The organism is Streptosporangium nondiastaticum (assembly GCF_003011965.1).
Taxonomy (GTDB): Bacteria; Actinomycetota; Actinomycetes; order Streptomycetales; family Streptomycetaceae; genus Streptomyces; species Streptomyces nondiastaticus.
On record NZ_PXWG01000014.1, the window covers coordinates 63,704 to 81,261 of the forward strand.

Sequence of the window (17,558 nt, forward strand, 5' to 3'; positions counted from 1 at the left end):
AGGCAGGGCATGGGAACCGTGCAGGAGTTGCTTGCTGACCTCTCACGACGGGGTGTGAGCCTCTGGGCCGACGGGGACGAACTGCGTGTTCGCGCCCCCAAGAACGTCCTCACGGAGAAGCTGCGGACGGCTCTGCGGGAACACAAGGACGAGATCCTCGCGACGCTCCGCGAGCGCGCCTCGGGGTGGACCATTCCGAAGGTCGTCCCGGCGCCCGAGAAGCTGCACGAGCCGTTCCCGCTCACGGACATGCAGCAGGCGATCTGGGCCGGGGGGCGCGACGCGTTCGAGATCGGCAACCTCGCGGGCAACGGCTACATCGAGGTCGACGCGGTCGCGCTCGACATGGACCGGTTCGTGGCCGCCTGGCGGCACCTGATCCGGCGGCACGCCATGCTGCGCGCCGTCGTGCTTCCGGACGGACGGAACCGGATCCTGCCGGAGGTGCCGGAGTACGAGGTCGAGGTGCTCGACCTGCGCGGCCGGCCGGCCGACGAGGTGACGGCACGGCTCGAGGAGTTCCGCCTGGAGATGCCGCGGGAGATGTTCGCCCGGGACACCTGGCCGCTGTTCCGGATGCGCGCGACGCTGCTGGAGGGCAACCGCACCCGCCTCCACCTCGGCTCCAGCCTCCTCATCGCCGACTCGCTGAGCCTGATGCAGATCTGGCGGGAGCTCTCGCTGCTCAACAGCGGCGAGAAGCTGCCGCCGATCGGGCTGACGACCCGGGACTACGTCGTCGCCAAGACGGCGCTGAAGGGCTCGCCCGTCCACGAGCGGGCGCTCGACTACTGGCGGCGGCGGCTGCCGACGCTTCCCCCGCCGCCCGAGCTGCCGATCCGGGTCGCGCGCGCCGACGGGCCCATGGTGTCGAAGGCGCTGACCGCGCGGATACTCGAGCCCGAGTCGTGGGTGCGGTTCAAGGCGCGGGTGCAGGAGGCGGGCCTGATGCCGGGCGCCGCGCTGCTGACCGCCTTCTGCGACGTCGCCGCGCTGTGGAGCAAGACCGAGGAGTTCAGCATCAACGCGCCGTTCTGGGACCGGCTGCCGGTGCACGAGGACGTCGGCGGGATCGTCGGCAGCTTCGCCCTGCCGAACCACCTCCGCGTGACGGCGTCCGCCGGAGCGACGTTCCTCGAACGCGCCCGGCGCCTGCAGCGGCAGCTCATCGAGGACCTGGAGCACTGCCGCTACGTCAGCGGCGTCCAGGTGATGCGCGAGCTGGCAAAGGCGTACGGCGGGACTCCGCGCCGCAACACGTACGTCGTGTTCAACAGCGTCGAGATGAGCAGCGTCGACATCTCGGGGCTCGGCGAGCTCGGCTACACCGTCAGCCAGACCCCGCAGGTGTACCTGGAGGTGCGCAGCGCCGTCCGCAAAGGCGGGCTCGAGTTCACCTGGGACGTCCTGGACTCGGTGTTCCCGCCCGGGCTCGCCGAGGACATGCTGGACGCCTTCGTGCGGCACGTGCGCCGGCTCGCCGAGGTGCCGGGCAGCTGGGACGAGCGCGGCCGCCGGCACATCGTGCCCGAGGCCCACCGGGTGCGGGAGTCCGAGGCGAACTCCACGGCGGCACCGGTCCCCGAGGGGCTCCTGCACGACCCGTTCGTGGCGCGGGCGGTGGAGCGGCCGGACCGGCCGGCGGTCGTCTCGACGACCGGAACGATCACCTACGGGGAGCTCGACCGGCACGCCACCCGCCTCGGCCGCTGGTTGCGCGACCGGGGTGCCCGGCCCAACGCGCTGGTGGGCGTGGTGATGGACAAGGGCTGGGCGCAGGTGCCGGCCGTGCTCGGCGTGCTCAAGTCGGGGGCGGCGTACCTGCCGCTCGACGCGTCGCTGCCGCGCGAGCGGCTGCACCGCATCCTCAAGGCCGCCGGAGCCGGGATCGTGCTCACGCAGGAGGGCGTCGACAAGCGCGTCGAATGGCCCGCGGACACCCGGCGGCTGCGCGTCGACACCCAGCTCCTCGAAGACGTCTCCGAAGAACCGCTCGATCCGGTCCAGCGCGAGGACGACCTGGCGTACGTGATCTACACCTCCGGGTCGACGGGCGTGCCGAAGGGCGTGATGATCTCGCACCGGAGCGCGCTCAACACGATCGCCGACGTCAACCGGCGGTTCGGGATCGGCCCCGAGGACGGCGTGTTCGGGCTGTCCTCGCTGAGCTTCGACCTCTCGGTCTACGACGTGTTCGGGACGCTCGCGGCCGGCGGGCGGCTCGTGCTGCCCGACGACTCCGGGCTGCGGGACCCGGCCCACTGGATCGACATGATGCGGCAGGGGCGCGTCACGGTGTGGAACTCCGTGCCCGGTTTCATGGGCCTGCTGGTCCAGTACGCCGAGGGCGTCCGGATGGACGTCCCCGCGTCGCTCCGGGTGGCGCTGCTCAGCGGCGACTGGATTCCCGTCACCCTCCCCGGCCGCCTGCGGCGGCTGGTGCCCGGCGTGCGGGTGATCAGCCTGGGCGGCGCGACCGAGGCCTCGATCTGGTCGATCGCGCACGAGATCCACGAGGTGGACCCGGCCCGGACGAGCATCCCGTACGGCAAGCCGCTGGCCAACCAGCGGATCCACGTCCTCGACCGCGAGCTCGACACGCGGCCGCTCTGGGTGCCGGGCGGCCTGTACATCGGCGGCACGGGCGTGTCAGACGGCTACTGGCAGGACGAGGAGACGACGAACGAGGCGTTCATCACCCATCCGCGGACCGGCGAGCGCCTGTACCGGACCGGTGACATCGGCCGCCGTCTTCCCGACGGCAGCATCGACATACTGGGCAGGGAGGACTTCCAAGTGAAGATCGGCGGCTACCGGATCGAACTCGGCGAGATCGAGAGCACCATCCGAGAGCACCGGGCAGTACGCGAGGCGGTCGTCCTGGCCGTGGACGACGGGGACGGCGGCAAGCGGCTCGTGGCGTACGTGGTCGCGGCGGGCGAGGAGCCGCCCGGGACGGGCGAGCTGCGGACGTTCGTCCGCGACAAGCTGCCCGAGTACATGGTTCCCAAGACGGTGATCGTGCGCGACAAGCTGCCGCTCACGGCCAACGGCAAGATCGACCGCGACGCCCTGGCGGGCTCCGGCGTCCCCGAACCCGACGCCGCCCGCGGACCGGTCGCGCCGCGCACGCCGCTGGAGGAACAGCTGGCCCAGCACTGGTGCGACGTGCTGGGACTGAAGGAAGTGGGCGTCCACGACAGCTTCTTCGAGCTCAGCGAGGACTCCCTGCAGGCCGTGAACCTCGTGTCGAAGATCTCCGACACGGTCGGCAAACAGCTCGGGGTGCGCTTCCTGTTCGCCCACCCCACCATCGCCGAGCTCTCGGCGGCGCTCGGCGGCGGGGACAGCGGCGGCGAAGGCCCGGCGGCGGACGGGAAGGCGAGCGGTGCGACGGGAAGCGGTGAGGTGAAACCGGGCAGTGTCCGCACCGAGCGGCGCGACCTGCTGACCCTGTACTCGGCCGGCCGGATCCCGCGGGTGGACGGCGTGGGCGTGCTGGCCACGCCGGCGGGCCTGTTCGAGCGGGCGGGCATCGACCCCGGTGACGTCGCGGGCCGGCTCATGGCCCTGGACCTTCCCCATCTGTGCGGCATCATCGAGACCAACCTGGGGCGCATCGCCACCATCATGGTTCCGCGTCTCGACACGGCGGAGCTGTACCTGCACCGGGACAGGCTGGTCGAGACGATCGTCAGCGGCGTCGAGATGGGGGCCCGCCTCGGGGCGCGGAACATCTCCCTCAGCGGGCTGCTGGTCTCCGCCACGGACTACGGCCGCGGCGTCGCGGCCGCCGTCGAGGGCCGCACGGATCTCCCTCCGGTCACCAGCGGCCACGACACCACGTCCGCGTCGGTGCTGCTGAACGTGGAGAACATGCTGCAGATGACCGGGCGCCGTATGGAGAACGAGGTGCTGGGCGTTCTCGGGGTCGGTTCCGTGGGCAGGGCGTCCATGCACCTGCTGCTGACGCACCTGCCGCACCCGCACAAACTCATCCTGTGCGACCCCTACGCCGCGACGAGCGACAGCCCCCGGGGCCCCGCGGCGGGACTCACCGGCCGGCTCAGGAAGGCCGCCGACGAGGTGCGCAACGTGATCGGCTACACCGGTGAGATCCAGATCATCGGCGGGACGTCCAGCCTGCCGGAGGAGTTCTACGAGGCGACGGTGATCAGCGCCGACACCAACGCGCCCGACATCGTCGACGTGGCCCGGCTCAGGCCCGGCACGATGCTGGTCGACGACTCGATTCCGCCGTGCTACGACCGGGACGCCGCGCTGGCCAGGATCGGGGAGAAGGGTGACCTGCTGTTCGGCCAGGGCGACGTGATCGAGTGCGCCACGCCGATGCAGAAGGTGTTCGGCTGGCCGCCGCTGATGTACGAGCTGGCCGGCGAAGAGGGCGTCAACTGGTTCGCGGCCAACACCCCGGACGCCTTCAGCACGACGCAGATCACCAGCTCCGTGCTGTCCAACGTGCTCGTCGCGCAGGAGGGCATAGGGCCGGTGACGGGGCCGTCCCGGCCGGACGTGGCCTACCGGCACGTCGAGGTCCTGCGCAAGAACGGCTACGCGGGAGGGCCCCCGCAGTGTGACGGCGTGATGATTCCCGAGGAGTCGATCGCCCGCTTCGTGGAGCGGTTCGGCGCGGGCGGCGCGCGGGCCGCCGGGCCGGCGTCCTAGCCGTCCGATGCGGGAGCCACAGGAGCGGGACCAGGCTCGCGATCCGGGCCGGCGGGCCCGGGTCGCGAGCCGGACCGACCGCCGCAAATGGATCCAGTACCCGCGTCCGAACCCGGACGCGAGCCTGCGACTCGTCTGCCTGCCGTACTCCGGCGGCCGGGCGTCGGTCTTCAGGGGGCTCGCGGCGGAACTCCCCGGCGATGTCGAGGTGTGCGCCGTCGAGTTGCCGGGCCACGGCCGGCGGCTCGCCGAGGCGCCGATGACCCGCCTCGGGCCGCTCGTCGGACAGGTCACGGACGTCATCGCCGACTGGATCCGCCGGCCGTTCGTATTGCTCGGGTACAGCGTCGGGGCGCTGATCGGCTTCGAGACCGCGCACGAGCTGGCCCGGCGGGGCCTGCCCGGACCGGAGGCCCTGTTCGCCGCCGCGGCCAGGGCCCCGCACCTGCGGTCGGCCCGTCCCCCGCTGCACCAGCTGTCCCGGGCCGGGCTGATCGAAGGGCTCCACCGCCTGGCCGGCCGGCACAACGACCTCCTCGACAACGAGGAACTCGTGGACGTGATGCTGCCCGTGGTGCGCGCGGACCTCGGCCTCGACGAGACCTACGACCACAAGCCGGGGCGCCCGCTCGGCTGCCCGGTCGCGGCGTTCGGCGGCAGCGAGGACTGGACCGTGCCGCGCCCCGCCCTGGAGGCCTGGCGCGAGCACACCACGGGCGGCTTCTCGGCCACCACCCTGCCGGGCGGCCACTTCTTCCTCGACTCGTCACCAGGCCTGTTCGCCGAGGCCCTGACCGCCGGGATCAGGCGCCTCGGCGACGGCCGGAAAGAGGGCTCGTGAGGACGAACACGGGACCGGCCAGGGCGCCGGACGACAAGCTGGCTTCCCTGCGCGCGGGCCTGGAGGCGGACATCAGACCGCTCGGCGACCGCTACACGGACGATCACCTGCCGCTCGGCATGCTGCCGGAGATCGTGAAGACGCTGCGCGGGCACGGCTATCCGATGGCGGACGACGACGCGCCGGACGAAGTGGCCGGCGCCCTGGCGAGCGAGGAGCTGGCCCGGGTCTTCCCCTCGCTGGAGGGCTGCCTGATGGTCTCGTACGCCTGCGCCCGCTACATCGCGGCGGCGGGCCCGCCGGGCCTGCGGGAACGGGCGGTGCCCGGCCTGCTGGACGGCCGGAAGGTCGGCTGCCTGGCGTCCACCGAGCCCGACCACGGGTCGAACAACGCGGCGATGGAGACCCGGGCGGTCCCGCGCGGCGACGAATACGTCGTCAACGGATGCAAGCGCTGGATCTCGAACGGCGACATATCGGACTACGCGATCGTCCTGTGCCGGGTCGTCGCGGAGAACGGGCAGGAGGAGATCAGGCCGGTCGTCGTCGAGCGCGAACGGTCGCCCTACCGGACCAGAGACCTGCCCAAACTCGGGCTCACGGCGTTCGTGACGTCCGAGATGGTCTTCGAGGACTGCCGCGTCCCCCGGGAGAACTGCCTGGGTCCGGCGGGCTCGTTCAAGAACATGCAGCTCGTCTTCAGGACGCTGCAGTGGGCGCGCTGCCGGATGGCGGTCGTCTCCCTCGGCATCGCCCGGGCGGCGCTGGAGGCATCGGTGGCCTACGCCAGGAAGCGGCGTCAGTTCGGCCGCCTCATCGGGGAGTTCCAGCTCATTCAGGACAAGATCTACACCATGGCCGCCGAGATCGACGCCTCGCGCCTGCTCATCCACCGTGCCCTGACCTCGATCCAGGAGGACCGGCGCTCGGACCGCGAGGCCTCGATGGCCAAGGCGTACGCGACCGAGATGGCGGTGCGAGTGACGTCGGACGCGATACAGGTGCACGGCGCCAACGGCCTGTCGCCGGACTACCCGCTCGAACGCTACTTCCGGGACGCCCGGGCGCTGACGATCGCAGAGGGAACGACCGAAATACACAAGCTGGTGGTGGCCCGGTCCGTCCTGGGGCTGTCCGCATTCCAATGAGGGGCATGTCATGGAAGCTTCGTCCGGCAGGATCCGGCGCGCCGGGCTCCTGGAAGAACGCACCGGGCTCCTGGAGGAAGAGGAAGCGCTGCTGGACACCGTCCGCAGATGGGCGGACGAGAAGCTCCGGCCACGGGTGGCGCGGATGGACCGCGAGGCCCTCATGCCGCGCGACCTGGTGGACGAACTGTTCGCCCTCGGGTTGATGGGCATCCAGATCCCGGACCGCCACGACGGCGGAGGCGGTTCGGTCTTCATGAGCGCGCTGGCCATCGCCGAGCTCGCCAGGGTCGATCCAGCGGTGGCGGTCTGCGTCGACGTGCAGAACGTCCTGGTCAACACCGCGCTCATCCGCTGGGGCAGTCCCGCGCAGCAGGAGCAGTACCTGCCGCGGCTGGCGCGCGACCTCGTCGGTGCCTACGCGCTCACGGAATCCGAGTCCGGCAGCGACGCGTTCGCCCTGCGGGCACGGGCGCGCCGCGACGGCGGCGACTACGTGCTGGACGGGCGGAAGATCCGGACCACCAACGCACGGGAAGCCGGCGTCTTCGTCGTGTTCGCCAACGCCTCGCCCGAGCACGGCGTGTACGGCATTTCGGCCTTCCTCGTACCGCGGGACGCACCCGGGCTGGCCGTCGGACCGAACGAGGAGAAGCTCGGGATCCGGGCCAGTTCCACCTGCGAGGTCCGGTTCGACGGCGTGCGCGTCCCGCGGGACCACATGCTGGGCGAGGAAGGAGACGGTTACGACATCGCCGTCGACACGTTGAACATCGGCCGCATCGGCATCGGCGCACAGATGACGGGGCTGGCCACCGGCGCCCTCGATGCGGCCGTCGAGTACGCCCAGGAGCGCCGGCAGTTCGGTCAGTCCATCGCAGCCTTCCAGGGCGTGCAGTTCCCCCTCGCGCAGGTGGCGACGGAGATCGAGGCGGCGCGGCTGCTGGTGTACGACGCGGCACGCCTCGCCGACGGCGGTGCCCGCGTCCCCGAGCTCCTCTCGCGCTGCGCGATGGCGAAGTACTTCGCCTCGCAGGTGGCCGAGCGGGCGGCGGCGCAGGCGGTCCGGACCTTCGGGGGCAACGGGTTCAGCACCGCGTATCCCGTCGAGAAGTTCTACCGGGACGCGATGATCGGCCAGATCTACGAGGGGACGTCGAACATCCTGCTGCGCACCATCGCCGGCCGGATGCTCGAGACCGGGCGCTCCCGCACCACGGGAGGCGGCCGAAAGTGAGTGTCCTCCCGGAAAGCGTCTGGACCGCGCGGGCCGGCGGGATTCCCGCGGCCGTCCGGCGGCGCGCCGAAGCCCGTCCCGGCCGGACGGCGATGACCTTCATGGACTACTCCACCGAGCCGCAAGGGCGGGCCCGGCACCTGACCTACGGGGAACTGGCCGCGCGGGTCCACGCCGTGGGCACGCGGCTCCGGCGGATCGCCCGTCCTGGGGACCGGGCCGCGATCCTCTGTCCGACCGGCGTGGACTTCATCGTCGGGTTCATCGCCTGCCTCTACTCCGGAGTGATCGCCGTACCGCTGTCCGCACCGGCCTCCTACCGCCACAACGACCGGATAGCGCTCGCGATGGACAACTGCGGTTGCGAGGTGGCGATCACACCACGGTCGGCCCGCGAAACGGTGGCCAAGATTCCGCTGGCCGCGCCGGTACGGATCGTCTGCCCCGACGAAGCCGGGCCCGACCCGGCGACGCCGTGGGCTCCGGTGGCCTCCCCGCCCGGGGCGACGGCCTATCTCCAGTACACCTCCGGCTCGACGAGGCACCCCGCGGGCGTCCGCGTGACGCACCGGAACATGGCCGCGGCAGCGAGCCAGCTCGTCACCGCGCTGCGCTTCGACGAGCACTCCACGATGGTGAGCTGGAGTCCGTTCTTCCACGACATGGGCCTCGTGTTCGCCGTGATCCTGCCGCTGACGCGAGGGTTCCCGGTCGTCCAGATGACGCCCCTCGCCTTCGTGAGAGAGCCACGACGCTGGCTGCGGCTGCTGAGCGACCACGCGGCGACGCACATGCTGTGCCCCAACTTCGGCTTCGACATGTGCGTGGACCGGGTTCCCGCGGAGGAGCGCGCCGGGCTGGACCTGTCCCGGCTGGTCTACGCCGGCAACGGTGCCGAGCCCGTGCGGGCGCGGTCGCTGGCCCGCTTCACCGAGGCCTTCGCACCGTACGGTTTCCGGCCTTCCGCTCACACGCCCGTCTACGGCCTGGCGGAAGCGACGCTCATCGTGACCGCCGTCCCCGTGGACCGGGAGCCGCTCGTCTGCACCTTCGATCGCGCCGAGCTGAACGCCGGCCGTGTCCGGCGGATCGACGACGGGGACACGCGAGGGCTCACCATGGTGGGCTGCGGGGCCCCCATGGGCCAAGAGGTCCGGATCGTGGACCCGGTGACCGGGCAGCAGGCGGGACCCGCGGAGGCCGGGGAGATCTGGGTGCGCGGCGAGAACGTCTGCGCGGGCTACTGGGCGCAGGACGAGCCCGCGGACGAGGTCTTCGATGTGCTTCTCGGCGGAGAGGGAGGCTGGCTGCGCACCGGAGACCTCGGCTTCTTCCACCGTCAGTCGCTGTTCGTCGCGGGCCGGCGGAAGGACCTCATCATCGTCGACGGACGCAACCACCATCCGGCCGACATCGAGTTGACCGTCGAGGAAGAGGTTCCGGCGGTGCGGTCCGGCAACGTCGTCGCGTTCTCGGTCGACACCGGCGAGGAGGAGCGGGTCGTGATCGCCGCCGAGACACGGCCTGACGCGAACGCGGACTTCGGCGGACTGCGGGCCATGGTGCGCCGCGCCGTCGCGGCGCACCACGACCTCCCCGTCCACGACGTCGTGTTCCTGCGGCGCGGCACCCTGCCGAAGACGTCGAGCGGCAAGTTGCAGCGCCGTGCCTGCCGCGACCGGTACCGGCGCGGCGCGTTGATCGTCGCCGGGGACGGTCCCCCGTAGCGGGGCCGGGAGGGAGACCAAGGTGAACGAGGATCTCAAGCGCATTCTGACCGTCGAGCTCCAGCTGGACGACGCGGCCCTGCGTCCCGGAACCAGCCTGGAGGACGCGGGCATCGACTCGCTCTCGGTGGTGGAGCTGTCCGTCTATCTGTCCGAGCAGCTCGGCCTGGAAATCAGCGAGGAGGAGCTCCAGAGCGCCGCCAGCGTCGACGAGCTCGACCGGATGGTCGAGCAACGCCGCAGGAAGGGCTGAAGCCCTTGTCATCCTCAGGTTGACAAGCACCCGCTTGTCAACCTAGGGTTGCCTCATGGATGAACCCGTGACACTCGGCGATCTGGTCCACCGCGTGACCAGGCTTCACCCGGACGGCGACTCACTCGTACACCTCTCCGACGCGATCGTCATGTCCGAGCTGATCGGCGACGTCGCCGATCAGCTGGTCGGATACTTCGTGGACGCGGCGCGCAAGGAAGGCGTCACCTGGGCCGACATCGGCAGCACCATGGGGGTGACCAGGCAGGCCGCCCAGAAGCGATTCGTGCACAAGCCCACGACCGCGGGCATGCTGGCCGTGGGCACGCTGGACCCGGCGACCTACGAGCGGTTCACCCCCCGCGCACGGGCGGTCATCACCGCGAGCCAGGAGGAGGCGCGCGCCGCCGGGCACGACTACCTCGGCACGGAGCACATCGTCCTCGGCCTCCTGAGCCAGCCGGCGGGGCTGGCGGCGCAGTACCTGCTCGAGAAGACGACGCCGGAGCAGTTGCGCACCGCGATGGGCGAGGTCCTCGGCCCGCGCAGGGACAACGTGCCCGAGCACCTCCCCTACACCCCGCGGGGCAAGCGGTCCGTCGAACTCAGCCTGCTGGAAGCACAGCGGCTCGGCCACGAACACGTCGGCACGGAGCACCTCCTGCTCGGAGTGCTCGCCGAGCAGCACGGAGTCGGCGCGAAGGTCCTTCTCGACCTGGGCGTCGAACGGCAAGACGTGGAGGATTGGCTGGCCACCCAGTGACATCCGGGCCGGGGCCCGCAACGTAGGTCGCGGCAAACCGTAATGCACGAGCGGTCAGGGCAACGCCCCGGAGAATCCGGGGTGTTGCCCTCGGCTTTCCGAGCGCGGAGACGGTGATGCACGACCCTCAAGATCCGGTGCGTGACACGGACGAGGCGGCGGGGTCCGCGGACCCGCGCCGCTGGAAAGGGCTCGCGGTGATACGCATGGCGTCTTCGGCGCACGTTCCATGGCCCTGACCGGCCTGGTGGTCTTCGCCCTGGCCTCGCCGGCCGGCTGACGCTGGGCCTTCCTCCTCAACATCCCGATCGGCGTGGGCCTGCCGGCCGCCATCAGGGCCCTGGTGCCGGACCCGGAGCGCCAACCAACCGGCGCGTCGGCGTGCTGGGCGCGGTGACCGCCACCGCCGCCACGGGCTCGTTCATCTACGACATGATCAACGCCGGTAACCACGGCTGGGCGGATACCGGCACGCTGCCGGGGTGGCCGGCGGGGCCCTGTTCATCGCGTCGCAGGGCGCCCGCGCCTACACGTGGTTCACCGCCGTCGCAGCGGTGGCCGCGCTGGTCTTCGTACGGTCCCGGGACCCACGGACGGCCGGCGCCTCCAACGCCCCCGCAGGGCTCCGCCCGTCCGAGCCCTCCAGCTGACCCGGCTCCGAACGTCGACGCGGGCTCTTCGGCGCGCGTCATGCCTTCGGTCGCCGCTGGATGCGCGAAAGCCCCCGCTTCAGGCGCCAGTTGAAGGCGCACACGTCGACACCGGCTGTGATGAGCTCGGCCGCGGAGTAGTGCGGCAGCTGGTCGAGGTGCGTGGTCCAGCCCAGGCCCGCGCACATCCGGGCATAGCGCTCCATGACCGGGGCGGGCCCCGGCGCGGTCCGGCCGTCCGGCGACGGCGAGAAGACGTAGGCTCCGGGGTGCCGCTCGATGCCGAGGATGGCGGCTTGTGCGGCGCAGTGGGCCAGGTAGGACCGCAGCAGGGTGATCGTCTCCGCGTCGAGCACGATGCGTCCCTGATCGCCCCTCGACCGGACGACGAGCACACCGGTGGTGAAGTCGACGTCGTCCCAGCGCAGGACGCACAACTCGCCGGGGCCGGCGCCGGCGGTCATGGCGAGCCAGACGAACATGCCCCAGCCGGGGTCGTTCGACGCCTCCATCACGATCGTCGCGGCCTGGGCCCGTGTCGGGGGTGATGGGCTGGGAGTCGGCATGGAGCCAGCGTAGGCAGGGCTCCGCTCCCCCGTGCAGATGCATAGGTGTGGCGCGACGCGCGGGCCGTGGTGCGCACTTTCGTGCGGTACATCAGCCGCACGCCCAGGGCTTGTCCGAGCGGTCCGCCGTCGCGGACGTTGTCCGTACGGCGTTCATCAGGACGACGGGAACGACCCGATCCGGGCGGCACCGGGGAACGAGCCGGAGGTACCGATGCGACTGGCTGCCCTGAAGCTTCCGACGACCATCGCCGGGACGTTCCGGTGACGGGCGGCACCGAGGCCGGAGCGCCGGCCACCGACGTCATCGTGCCCCCCGGAGCCATGTCGGCCCAGGGGATCGCCAAGGGAGCGCGGGCCACGCCTTCTCCTGCGGCGACCTGTGGCGCGGCGACATCTTCCGGGGAGACCTCGGGCGCGGAACCGCCGAGTTGTTCATCGACGCCCCGGCCGGCCATGGGCCTGTGGGCCGATCCCAGGCACGGGTGGCTGTCCGTCGGCGGTGGTCTCGGCTGGGCGTACGTGTACGACATCGAGACCGGCGCGGCCGTCGCCACGTACCAGCTCGGCAAGACCGGCGTCTGGCCTCGACGCTGGTGAACAAGGCCTTCGTGAACCGGCACGGCGCCTACTTCAGCGACTCTTCCAGCGCCGTCCTGTACTTCGTGCCGATCAGCCCGGCCGGGGAACTGGGGCCGGCGAGCACCTCGCCGGTCACCGGCCCGGCAGCCGAGATCAGCGGCGAGTTCAACCTGAACGGGATCGTCGCACCCGACGCCGGAGCGCCGCTGATCGTCTCTCACACGGCCAACGGCAGGCTCTACACCGTCGACCCGACGACCGGCGCGAGCCGGACGATCGATGGTGTCGACGTGCCCAAGGCGGACGGCCTCGCGCTGGAAGGCCGGCACCTCTGGGTCGTGCAGAACTGGATCAACCAGGTGTCACGGGTCCGGCTGAAAGACGACCTGGCCGTCATCAACGCCAAGGCCGACACCGGCATCCATCCGACCGCCGACGAGTACGAGGTCGTCATCGCCGGCCGGTGACCCGGGCCGGCGTGGCGGCACGGACCTGCAGGGGCAGGCCGGCCAGGGACCTGAGGATGTTGTGGCGGCGCGGGCGCGGCGGACCGGCCGGTTCGAGGGTGCGGGCCTGCCGGGCCAGCGCGGTGAGCAAGCACTCCGCTTCGAGCCGCGCGACCGCCGCGCCCACGCAGGCGTGGATGCCCGACCCGAAGGCCAGATGGGTCACGGCCCGCCGCCGGATGTCGAAGCGGCCGGGGTCGTCCCATTCGCGGGGGTCGCGGTTGGCGGCGCCGAGAAAGCACAGGATCTTCTCCTCGGCCGGTATCACCGTGCCGGCCAGCCGCACTTCGCGGGTGGTGGTACGGAAGAAATGCTGGATGGGGGTGTAGCACCGCAGGGCTTCCTCGAAGGCCGGCCGGGCCAGTGTGGAATCGTCGCGCAACGCCGCCCATTCCGCCGGTGAATCGGCGAGCAGATGCAGTGTCCAGGCGATGGCGTCAATGGTGGAGTCGAGGCCCGCCGATATCAGGGAGCGCACCAGGAGGCCCGCCTCGTCCTCGGTGGCCTCGCCGCGGTCGACGGCGGCGTAGACGGCCGCGCCGAAGCCGTCGGCGGACAGCGAACCGCGCTTGCACTGCTCGGCGAACCACTCGTGCACCGGCATGCCCGCGGCCATCGACTCCTGGGCGAGCCGGTTGCGCGGGCCGAACAGGTTGAACGCCATGTCCCCGTACCGGAGCAGCTTCTCCCCGCCCCCCGGGGCCAGCCCGAACGCCTCCGGGAACGCCCGCAGCAGGTACGCCTGCGCCACGTCGGTGACTCCGTCGAACCGCCCGCGCGCCACGACCGCGGTCACCAGTTCCTCGGCGTGCCGCTCGAACTCCGGCCGCATACGCTCGATCGCCCGTGCCGACATCGCGCGCGCGGTGATCCGCCGGGGCCGGGCGTGCGCCGGCGGATCCGCCTCCACCAGCAGGCTCGGCGTCCGCCACGGCTCCTCGCGCCGGAAGTCGGCGAGCCCGACCCCCGCGGACGAACAGAACCTTTCGTGGTCCCGCAACACCTCGAGGACCTCGGCGTACCGGGCCACCGCCCACACCCGGTAGGGCTCCAGGAAGACCACCGGGCCCGCCTCCCGAAGCCTCTCGTGGAATGTGTCGGGATCGCGCTGGAATTCCTCGGCGAACGGATCGACGTCCAGAACGGGAATGCCGGTCGGCACGGAATACGCCATGACGTCAAGCGTCGGCCGCCCCGCGGATGATGTCAATATGCCTTTCAGTGCGCCGTGCGTATTCCAAATCCATGCCGTCCGGCGATGAAAAACTCCATGGTGCGCGCTTTCGTGCGGTGAAACGACCGCACTTCCGGCGCCCGGAGCCGAAGCGTGGTGCCCGGCGGACGGCGAGGTGAGACGGCCGCGCCGCCGGCCGCGTGCGGCGGGCGCACCGCTCCGTCACTAAGGTCGGCATGAGACGCAGGCCAGCTCATTGACCGTCCATCACACGAGGAGCCCGCCGTGAAGATGTTGATCAACGTTCCCGAGTCCGTCGTCCCCGACGCCCTGCGCGGGATGGCCGCGGCGCATCCGGAGCTCACCGTCGATGTGGAGCACCGCGTCGTCGTGCGGCGGGACGCGCCGGTGGCCGGGAAGGTGGGGCTCGTGTCCGGGGGCGGGTCGGGGCACGAGCCGTTGCACGGGGGGTTCGTGGGGTACGGGATGCTCGATGCCGCGTGTCCCGGGGAGGTGTTCACCTCTCCCGTGCCGGATCAGATGGTGCGGGCGGCCGCGGCCGTGGACAGCGGCAAGGGCGTGCTGTTCGTCGTGAAGAACTACACGGGTGACGTCCTCAACTTCAACATGGCCGCGGAGCTCGCCGAGGACGAGGGCGTTCAGGTGGCCAGTGTGCTGGTCAACGACGACGTCGCGGTGACGGACAGCACGTTCACGGCGGGCCGGCGCGGCACCGGTGCCACGCTGTTCGTGGAGAAGATCGCGGGGGCGGCGGCCGAGGAGGGGGCGCCGCTGGAGCGGGTGGAGGCCCTCGCGCGCCGGGTGAACGAGGCGTCGCGGAGCTTCGGCGTGGCGCTCGCCGCGTGCACCACGCCCGCCAAGGGCAGCCCGACGTTCGACCTGCCCGCCGGGGAGCTGGAGCTGGGGGTGGGGATCCACGGGGAGCCGGGCCGGGAGCGGCGGGCGATGATGACGTCCGGTGAGATCGCGGACTTCGCCGTGGACGCGGTCCTGACGGACCTGCGGCCGGGCGGGCCGGTGCTGCTGCTGGTCAACGGCGCGGGCGGGACGCCGCTGCTGGAGCTGTACGGGTTCACGGCCGAGGTGCACCGGGTGCTGGGCGAGCGGGGCGTGCCGGTCGCGCGGACGCTCGTGGGCAACTACGTGACCTCCCTCGACATGGCGGGCGCCTCGGTGACGCTGTGCCGTGCGGACGAGGAGATCCTGCGGCTGTGGGACGCGCCGGTGCAGACGCCGGGCCTGCGCTGGGGCCGCTAGCGGCGGTCCCCTTGCGGGCGGCTCACCGGGCGGTTCACCGTGCCCAGCCAGAGCGTGTCGCGCGCCCGGGTCATGGCGACGAAGAGCTGGCTGCGGTGGAGTTCGCGGCGCTCGCGGGCGACGCCGTCGTCGGTGCCGTCGCCCGCCCCGGCCGCGGCCGGGGCGTCGTGGTCGGGCAGGTGCACGTGTTTGAACTCCAGCCCCTTGGCCCGGTGGTAGCTGCCGAGCTTCACGCCGGGCACCGGGCGGCCGTCGTACTGCTCCAGGGTGATCGCGGGTATGCCGGCCCGGGTGAGCAGCCGCCGGTAGCGTTCCCGCTCCGTGCCGGTGCGGCAGAGCACCGCCGTGTCGGGCCACGCGCCGGGGCCCAGGGCGTGCAGGGCGGCGAGGAGGGCCGCGTCGTGCTCGGCGAGGGTCTCCGCGGCGACCCTGGTGACGCGGCCGTCGTCGCAGGTGAGGTCGATGTCGCGGCGCCCCGCCGTGGGGGTGCCGTCGATGTCGTCGAAGGAGTCCTGGGCGACCACGGCGAGGGCGGCTTCCAGGACGGCCTTGGCGTTGCGGTAGTTCGTGCGCAGCACCTGCCCGCGGTCGCCGCGCACGTCGACGCCCGCGTCGGAGAGCCGGAAGCCGCCCGGGTAGACGGCCTGCTGGCCGTCCCCGACGAGCAGCAGGCCGTTGTCCGCGTCGCCGACGAGCGCGTGCAGGAGGCGGACGCCGACGAGGGTGAGGTCCTGCACCTCGTCGACGACGACCGAGGTGTACGGGCTGCTGCCGGGGTGGGCGAGGGCCTCGTCGAGGGCGAGGGCGAGGAGGTCGTTGAAGTCGTGGACGCCCTTGGCGGCGAGGTTGCGCTCGTACTCCTCGTACAGCGCCCACACCGCCTGCCGGTGCGGGCGGCGCAGGTGGGTGCGGCGGCGCACGCGCCGCAGCGTCGCGTACTCCTCGAAGTCCGTGATGCCCCGGCCCTTGATGACGTAGTCGATCTCCTCGCGCCAGTAGCCGGGGGCGGGGTCGAGGGCGGCGAGCGCCGTGTCGCGGCCGTGGTGGGTCCAGGCCCGGCTGAAGGCGTCCTCCGCCTTGCCGCCGTCGAGCCGGCTCGCGATGCCCCGGCCGCGCAGGAACTGCCCGGCCCAGGCGTGCAGGCTGCTGAACTCGATCCGGTCGGCGACGGCCGGGGCCATGGTCCTCAGGAACGTGCTCTGCACGCGGGGCAGGTTGTTGGCGAAGGTGACGTAGAGGATCCGCCCGGAGGTGCGCTGGGCGAGGTGGGCGGCGCGGTGCAGGGCGACGACCGTCTTGCCGGTGCCGGCGGGGCCGCTGACGCGGGCCGGGCCGGACCAGTTGCGGCGGACGAGGGCGAGCTGATCGGGGTGGAGGAACGTCATCCACTGCTCGATCGGGGCGCTGCGGGCGGCTTCCAGGGCCGCGTTGCGGATGCCCTCGGCGTCGAAGAGCGCGTCGTCGGGCGCGTCCGGGGCCGGGGCCCGCGCGGGTGCGGGCCGCCGGGAGGGCGCGGCGGTGCCCTCGTAGGCGGGGAAGGCGCGCTCCAGGTGGTCGGCGACGGCCCGCACGTCGGCCGGGCGGAGGCGGGTCCGCTCGGCGACGAGGGCCGGGGTCACCTCGCGCTCCCCCAGCAGCCGTACGGTGCCGAGCGCGGCGTTCACGGACCGGCCGGCGAAGACCATCAGCGGCTGGACGGCCACGGGTGACAGGTTCAGGCCGGTGACGGCGTTCTCGGCGGTGCGCGTCATCCGCAGCAGCTTGCCGATCTCGGCGTCGTGGGTGCGCCCGCCGGCCGTGAGGTGACCGCCGTCCGTCGCGGGGGCGTGCCGCCAGTTCTTGACGTCGATGACGAAGACGCCGCCGGGGCCGACGAGCAGCATGTCGACGTTGGCCGCGCGGGTGCCGGGCCAGCGGCGGTCGAGGAGCAGCCGCCAGCCGCGCCGGGTGAGCACCTGGAGCTTGGCGGCGACCTGGCGTTCGCCTTCGCTCGCGGCTTCCCAGTTGCGGACCTCCCACTGGGCGGCCCTGAGCTGTTCGCGCAGTTCGCGCTCGTACTGCCGGGCCTCCTGCGCCCGCTTCCACGCCGATCCCCCCGCGCCCATGCCCGTCCCCCTCTGCGACCCCCGGACGTAGAGTGATGATCG

The 17,558-nt window shown here is 72.0% G+C and carries 14 protein-coding genes; 11 read left to right on the plus strand and 3 right to left on the minus strand.

Annotation, left to right across the window (positions count from 1 at the left end; genetic code table 11):
* Window positions 1-9 precede the first annotated feature (9 nt).
* The 8 genes from B7P34_RS09100 to B7P34_RS37400 all read left to right on the plus strand — a co-directional run bounded on the left by B7P34_RS09100 (window position 10) and on the right by B7P34_RS37400 (window position 11,305).
* On the plus strand, window positions 10-4,686 hold the full coding sequence (locus B7P34_RS09100) for a non-ribosomal peptide synthetase (RefSeq protein WP_189382613.1): 4,677 nt from the start codon (window positions 10-12) through the stop codon (window positions 4,684-4,686).
* Between the two features lie 7 nt (window positions 4,687-4,693).
* Window positions 4,694-5,527 carry a thioesterase II family protein gene (locus B7P34_RS09105; protein WP_106675309.1) on the plus strand — a complete coding sequence of 278 codons (834 nt, stop codon included), beginning with the start codon at window positions 4,694-4,696 and terminating at the stop codon, window positions 5,525-5,527.
* Window positions 5,524-6,675, plus strand: a complete 1,152-nt coding sequence (locus B7P34_RS09110) for an acyl-CoA dehydrogenase family protein (RefSeq protein WP_106675310.1) — start codon at window positions 5,524-5,526, stop codon at window positions 6,673-6,675. Before B7P34_RS09105 ends, B7P34_RS09110 begins: the two co-directional genes overlap by 4 nt.
* Before the next feature lie 10 nt (window positions 6,676-6,685).
* The gene (locus tag B7P34_RS09115; RefSeq protein ID WP_106675311.1) at window positions 6,686-7,912 is read left to right on the plus strand and encodes an acyl-CoA dehydrogenase family protein; all 1,227 of its coding nucleotides are present in this window, start codon (window positions 6,686-6,688) and stop codon (window positions 7,910-7,912) included.
* The gene (locus B7P34_RS09120; RefSeq protein ID WP_106675312.1) at window positions 7,909-9,639 is read left to right on the plus strand and encodes a fatty acyl-AMP ligase; all 1,731 of its coding nucleotides are present in this window, start codon (window positions 7,909-7,911) and stop codon (window positions 9,637-9,639) included. Before B7P34_RS09115 ends, B7P34_RS09120 begins: the two co-directional genes overlap by 4 nt.
* Window positions 9,640-9,661: 22 nt before the next feature.
* Window positions 9,662-9,892, plus strand: coding sequence for an acyl carrier protein (locus B7P34_RS09125; RefSeq protein WP_106675313.1), 231 nt, complete (start codon window positions 9,662-9,664; stop codon window positions 9,890-9,892).
* A 55-nt stretch (window positions 9,893-9,947) separates the two neighbouring features.
* Complete coding sequence (locus B7P34_RS09130) at window positions 9,948-10,655, plus strand: Clp protease N-terminal domain-containing protein (protein ID WP_106675314.1); 708 nt, start codon at window positions 9,948-9,950, stop codon at window positions 10,653-10,655.
* Between the two features lie 482 nt (window positions 10,656-11,137).
* Window positions 11,138-11,305 carry a hypothetical protein gene (locus B7P34_RS37400; RefSeq protein WP_189382615.1) on the plus strand — a complete coding sequence of 56 codons (168 nt, stop codon included), beginning with the start codon at window positions 11,138-11,140 and terminating at the stop codon, window positions 11,303-11,305.
* A gap of 38 nt (window positions 11,306-11,343) precedes the next feature.
* Here B7P34_RS37400 and B7P34_RS09135 read toward each other — a convergent pair whose 3' ends face one another.
* Window positions 11,344-11,871 (minus strand): hypothetical protein, encoded by a 528-nt coding sequence (locus B7P34_RS09135; protein WP_146166776.1) that lies wholly within the window; start codon window positions 11,869-11,871, stop codon window positions 11,344-11,346.
* A gap of 264 nt (window positions 11,872-12,135) precedes the next feature.
* Between B7P34_RS09135 and B7P34_RS38390 the strand changes: the two genes are divergently transcribed.
* Entirely contained in the window at window positions 12,136-12,471 is a 336-nt protein-coding gene (locus B7P34_RS38390; RefSeq protein WP_223267663.1) for a hypothetical protein, read from the plus strand.
* Window positions 12,468-12,920: a hypothetical protein gene (locus B7P34_RS09140; protein WP_223267664.1), complete on the plus strand. Its 453-nt coding sequence runs from the start codon at window positions 12,468-12,470 to the stop codon at window positions 12,918-12,920. Before B7P34_RS38390 ends, B7P34_RS09140 begins: the two co-directional genes overlap by 4 nt.
* On the opposite strand, the gene B7P34_RS09145 is transcribed toward B7P34_RS09140, so the two are convergent.
* The gene (locus tag B7P34_RS09145; protein ID WP_189382617.1) at window positions 12,904-14,133 is read right to left on the minus strand and encodes a cytochrome P450; all 1,230 of its coding nucleotides are present in this window, start codon (window positions 14,131-14,133) and stop codon (window positions 12,904-12,906) included. The two genes, B7P34_RS09140 and B7P34_RS09145, sit on opposite strands and share 17 nt — an antisense overlap.
* Before the next feature lie 285 nt (window positions 14,134-14,418).
* Between B7P34_RS09145 and dhaK the strand changes: the two genes are divergently transcribed.
* Window positions 14,419-15,411 (plus strand): dihydroxyacetone kinase subunit DhaK, encoded by a 993-nt coding sequence (gene dhaK / locus B7P34_RS09150; protein ID WP_106675316.1) that lies wholly within the window; start codon window positions 14,419-14,421, stop codon window positions 15,409-15,411.
* On the opposite strand, the gene B7P34_RS09155 is transcribed toward dhaK, so the two are convergent.
* Window positions 15,408-17,516 carry a nuclease-related domain-containing DEAD/DEAH box helicase gene (locus B7P34_RS09155; RefSeq protein ID WP_106675317.1) on the minus strand — a complete coding sequence of 703 codons (2,109 nt, stop codon included), beginning with the start codon at window positions 17,514-17,516 and terminating at the stop codon, window positions 15,408-15,410. The genes dhaK and B7P34_RS09155 overlap by 4 nt on opposite strands.
* Window positions 17,517-17,558 lie beyond the last annotated feature (42 nt).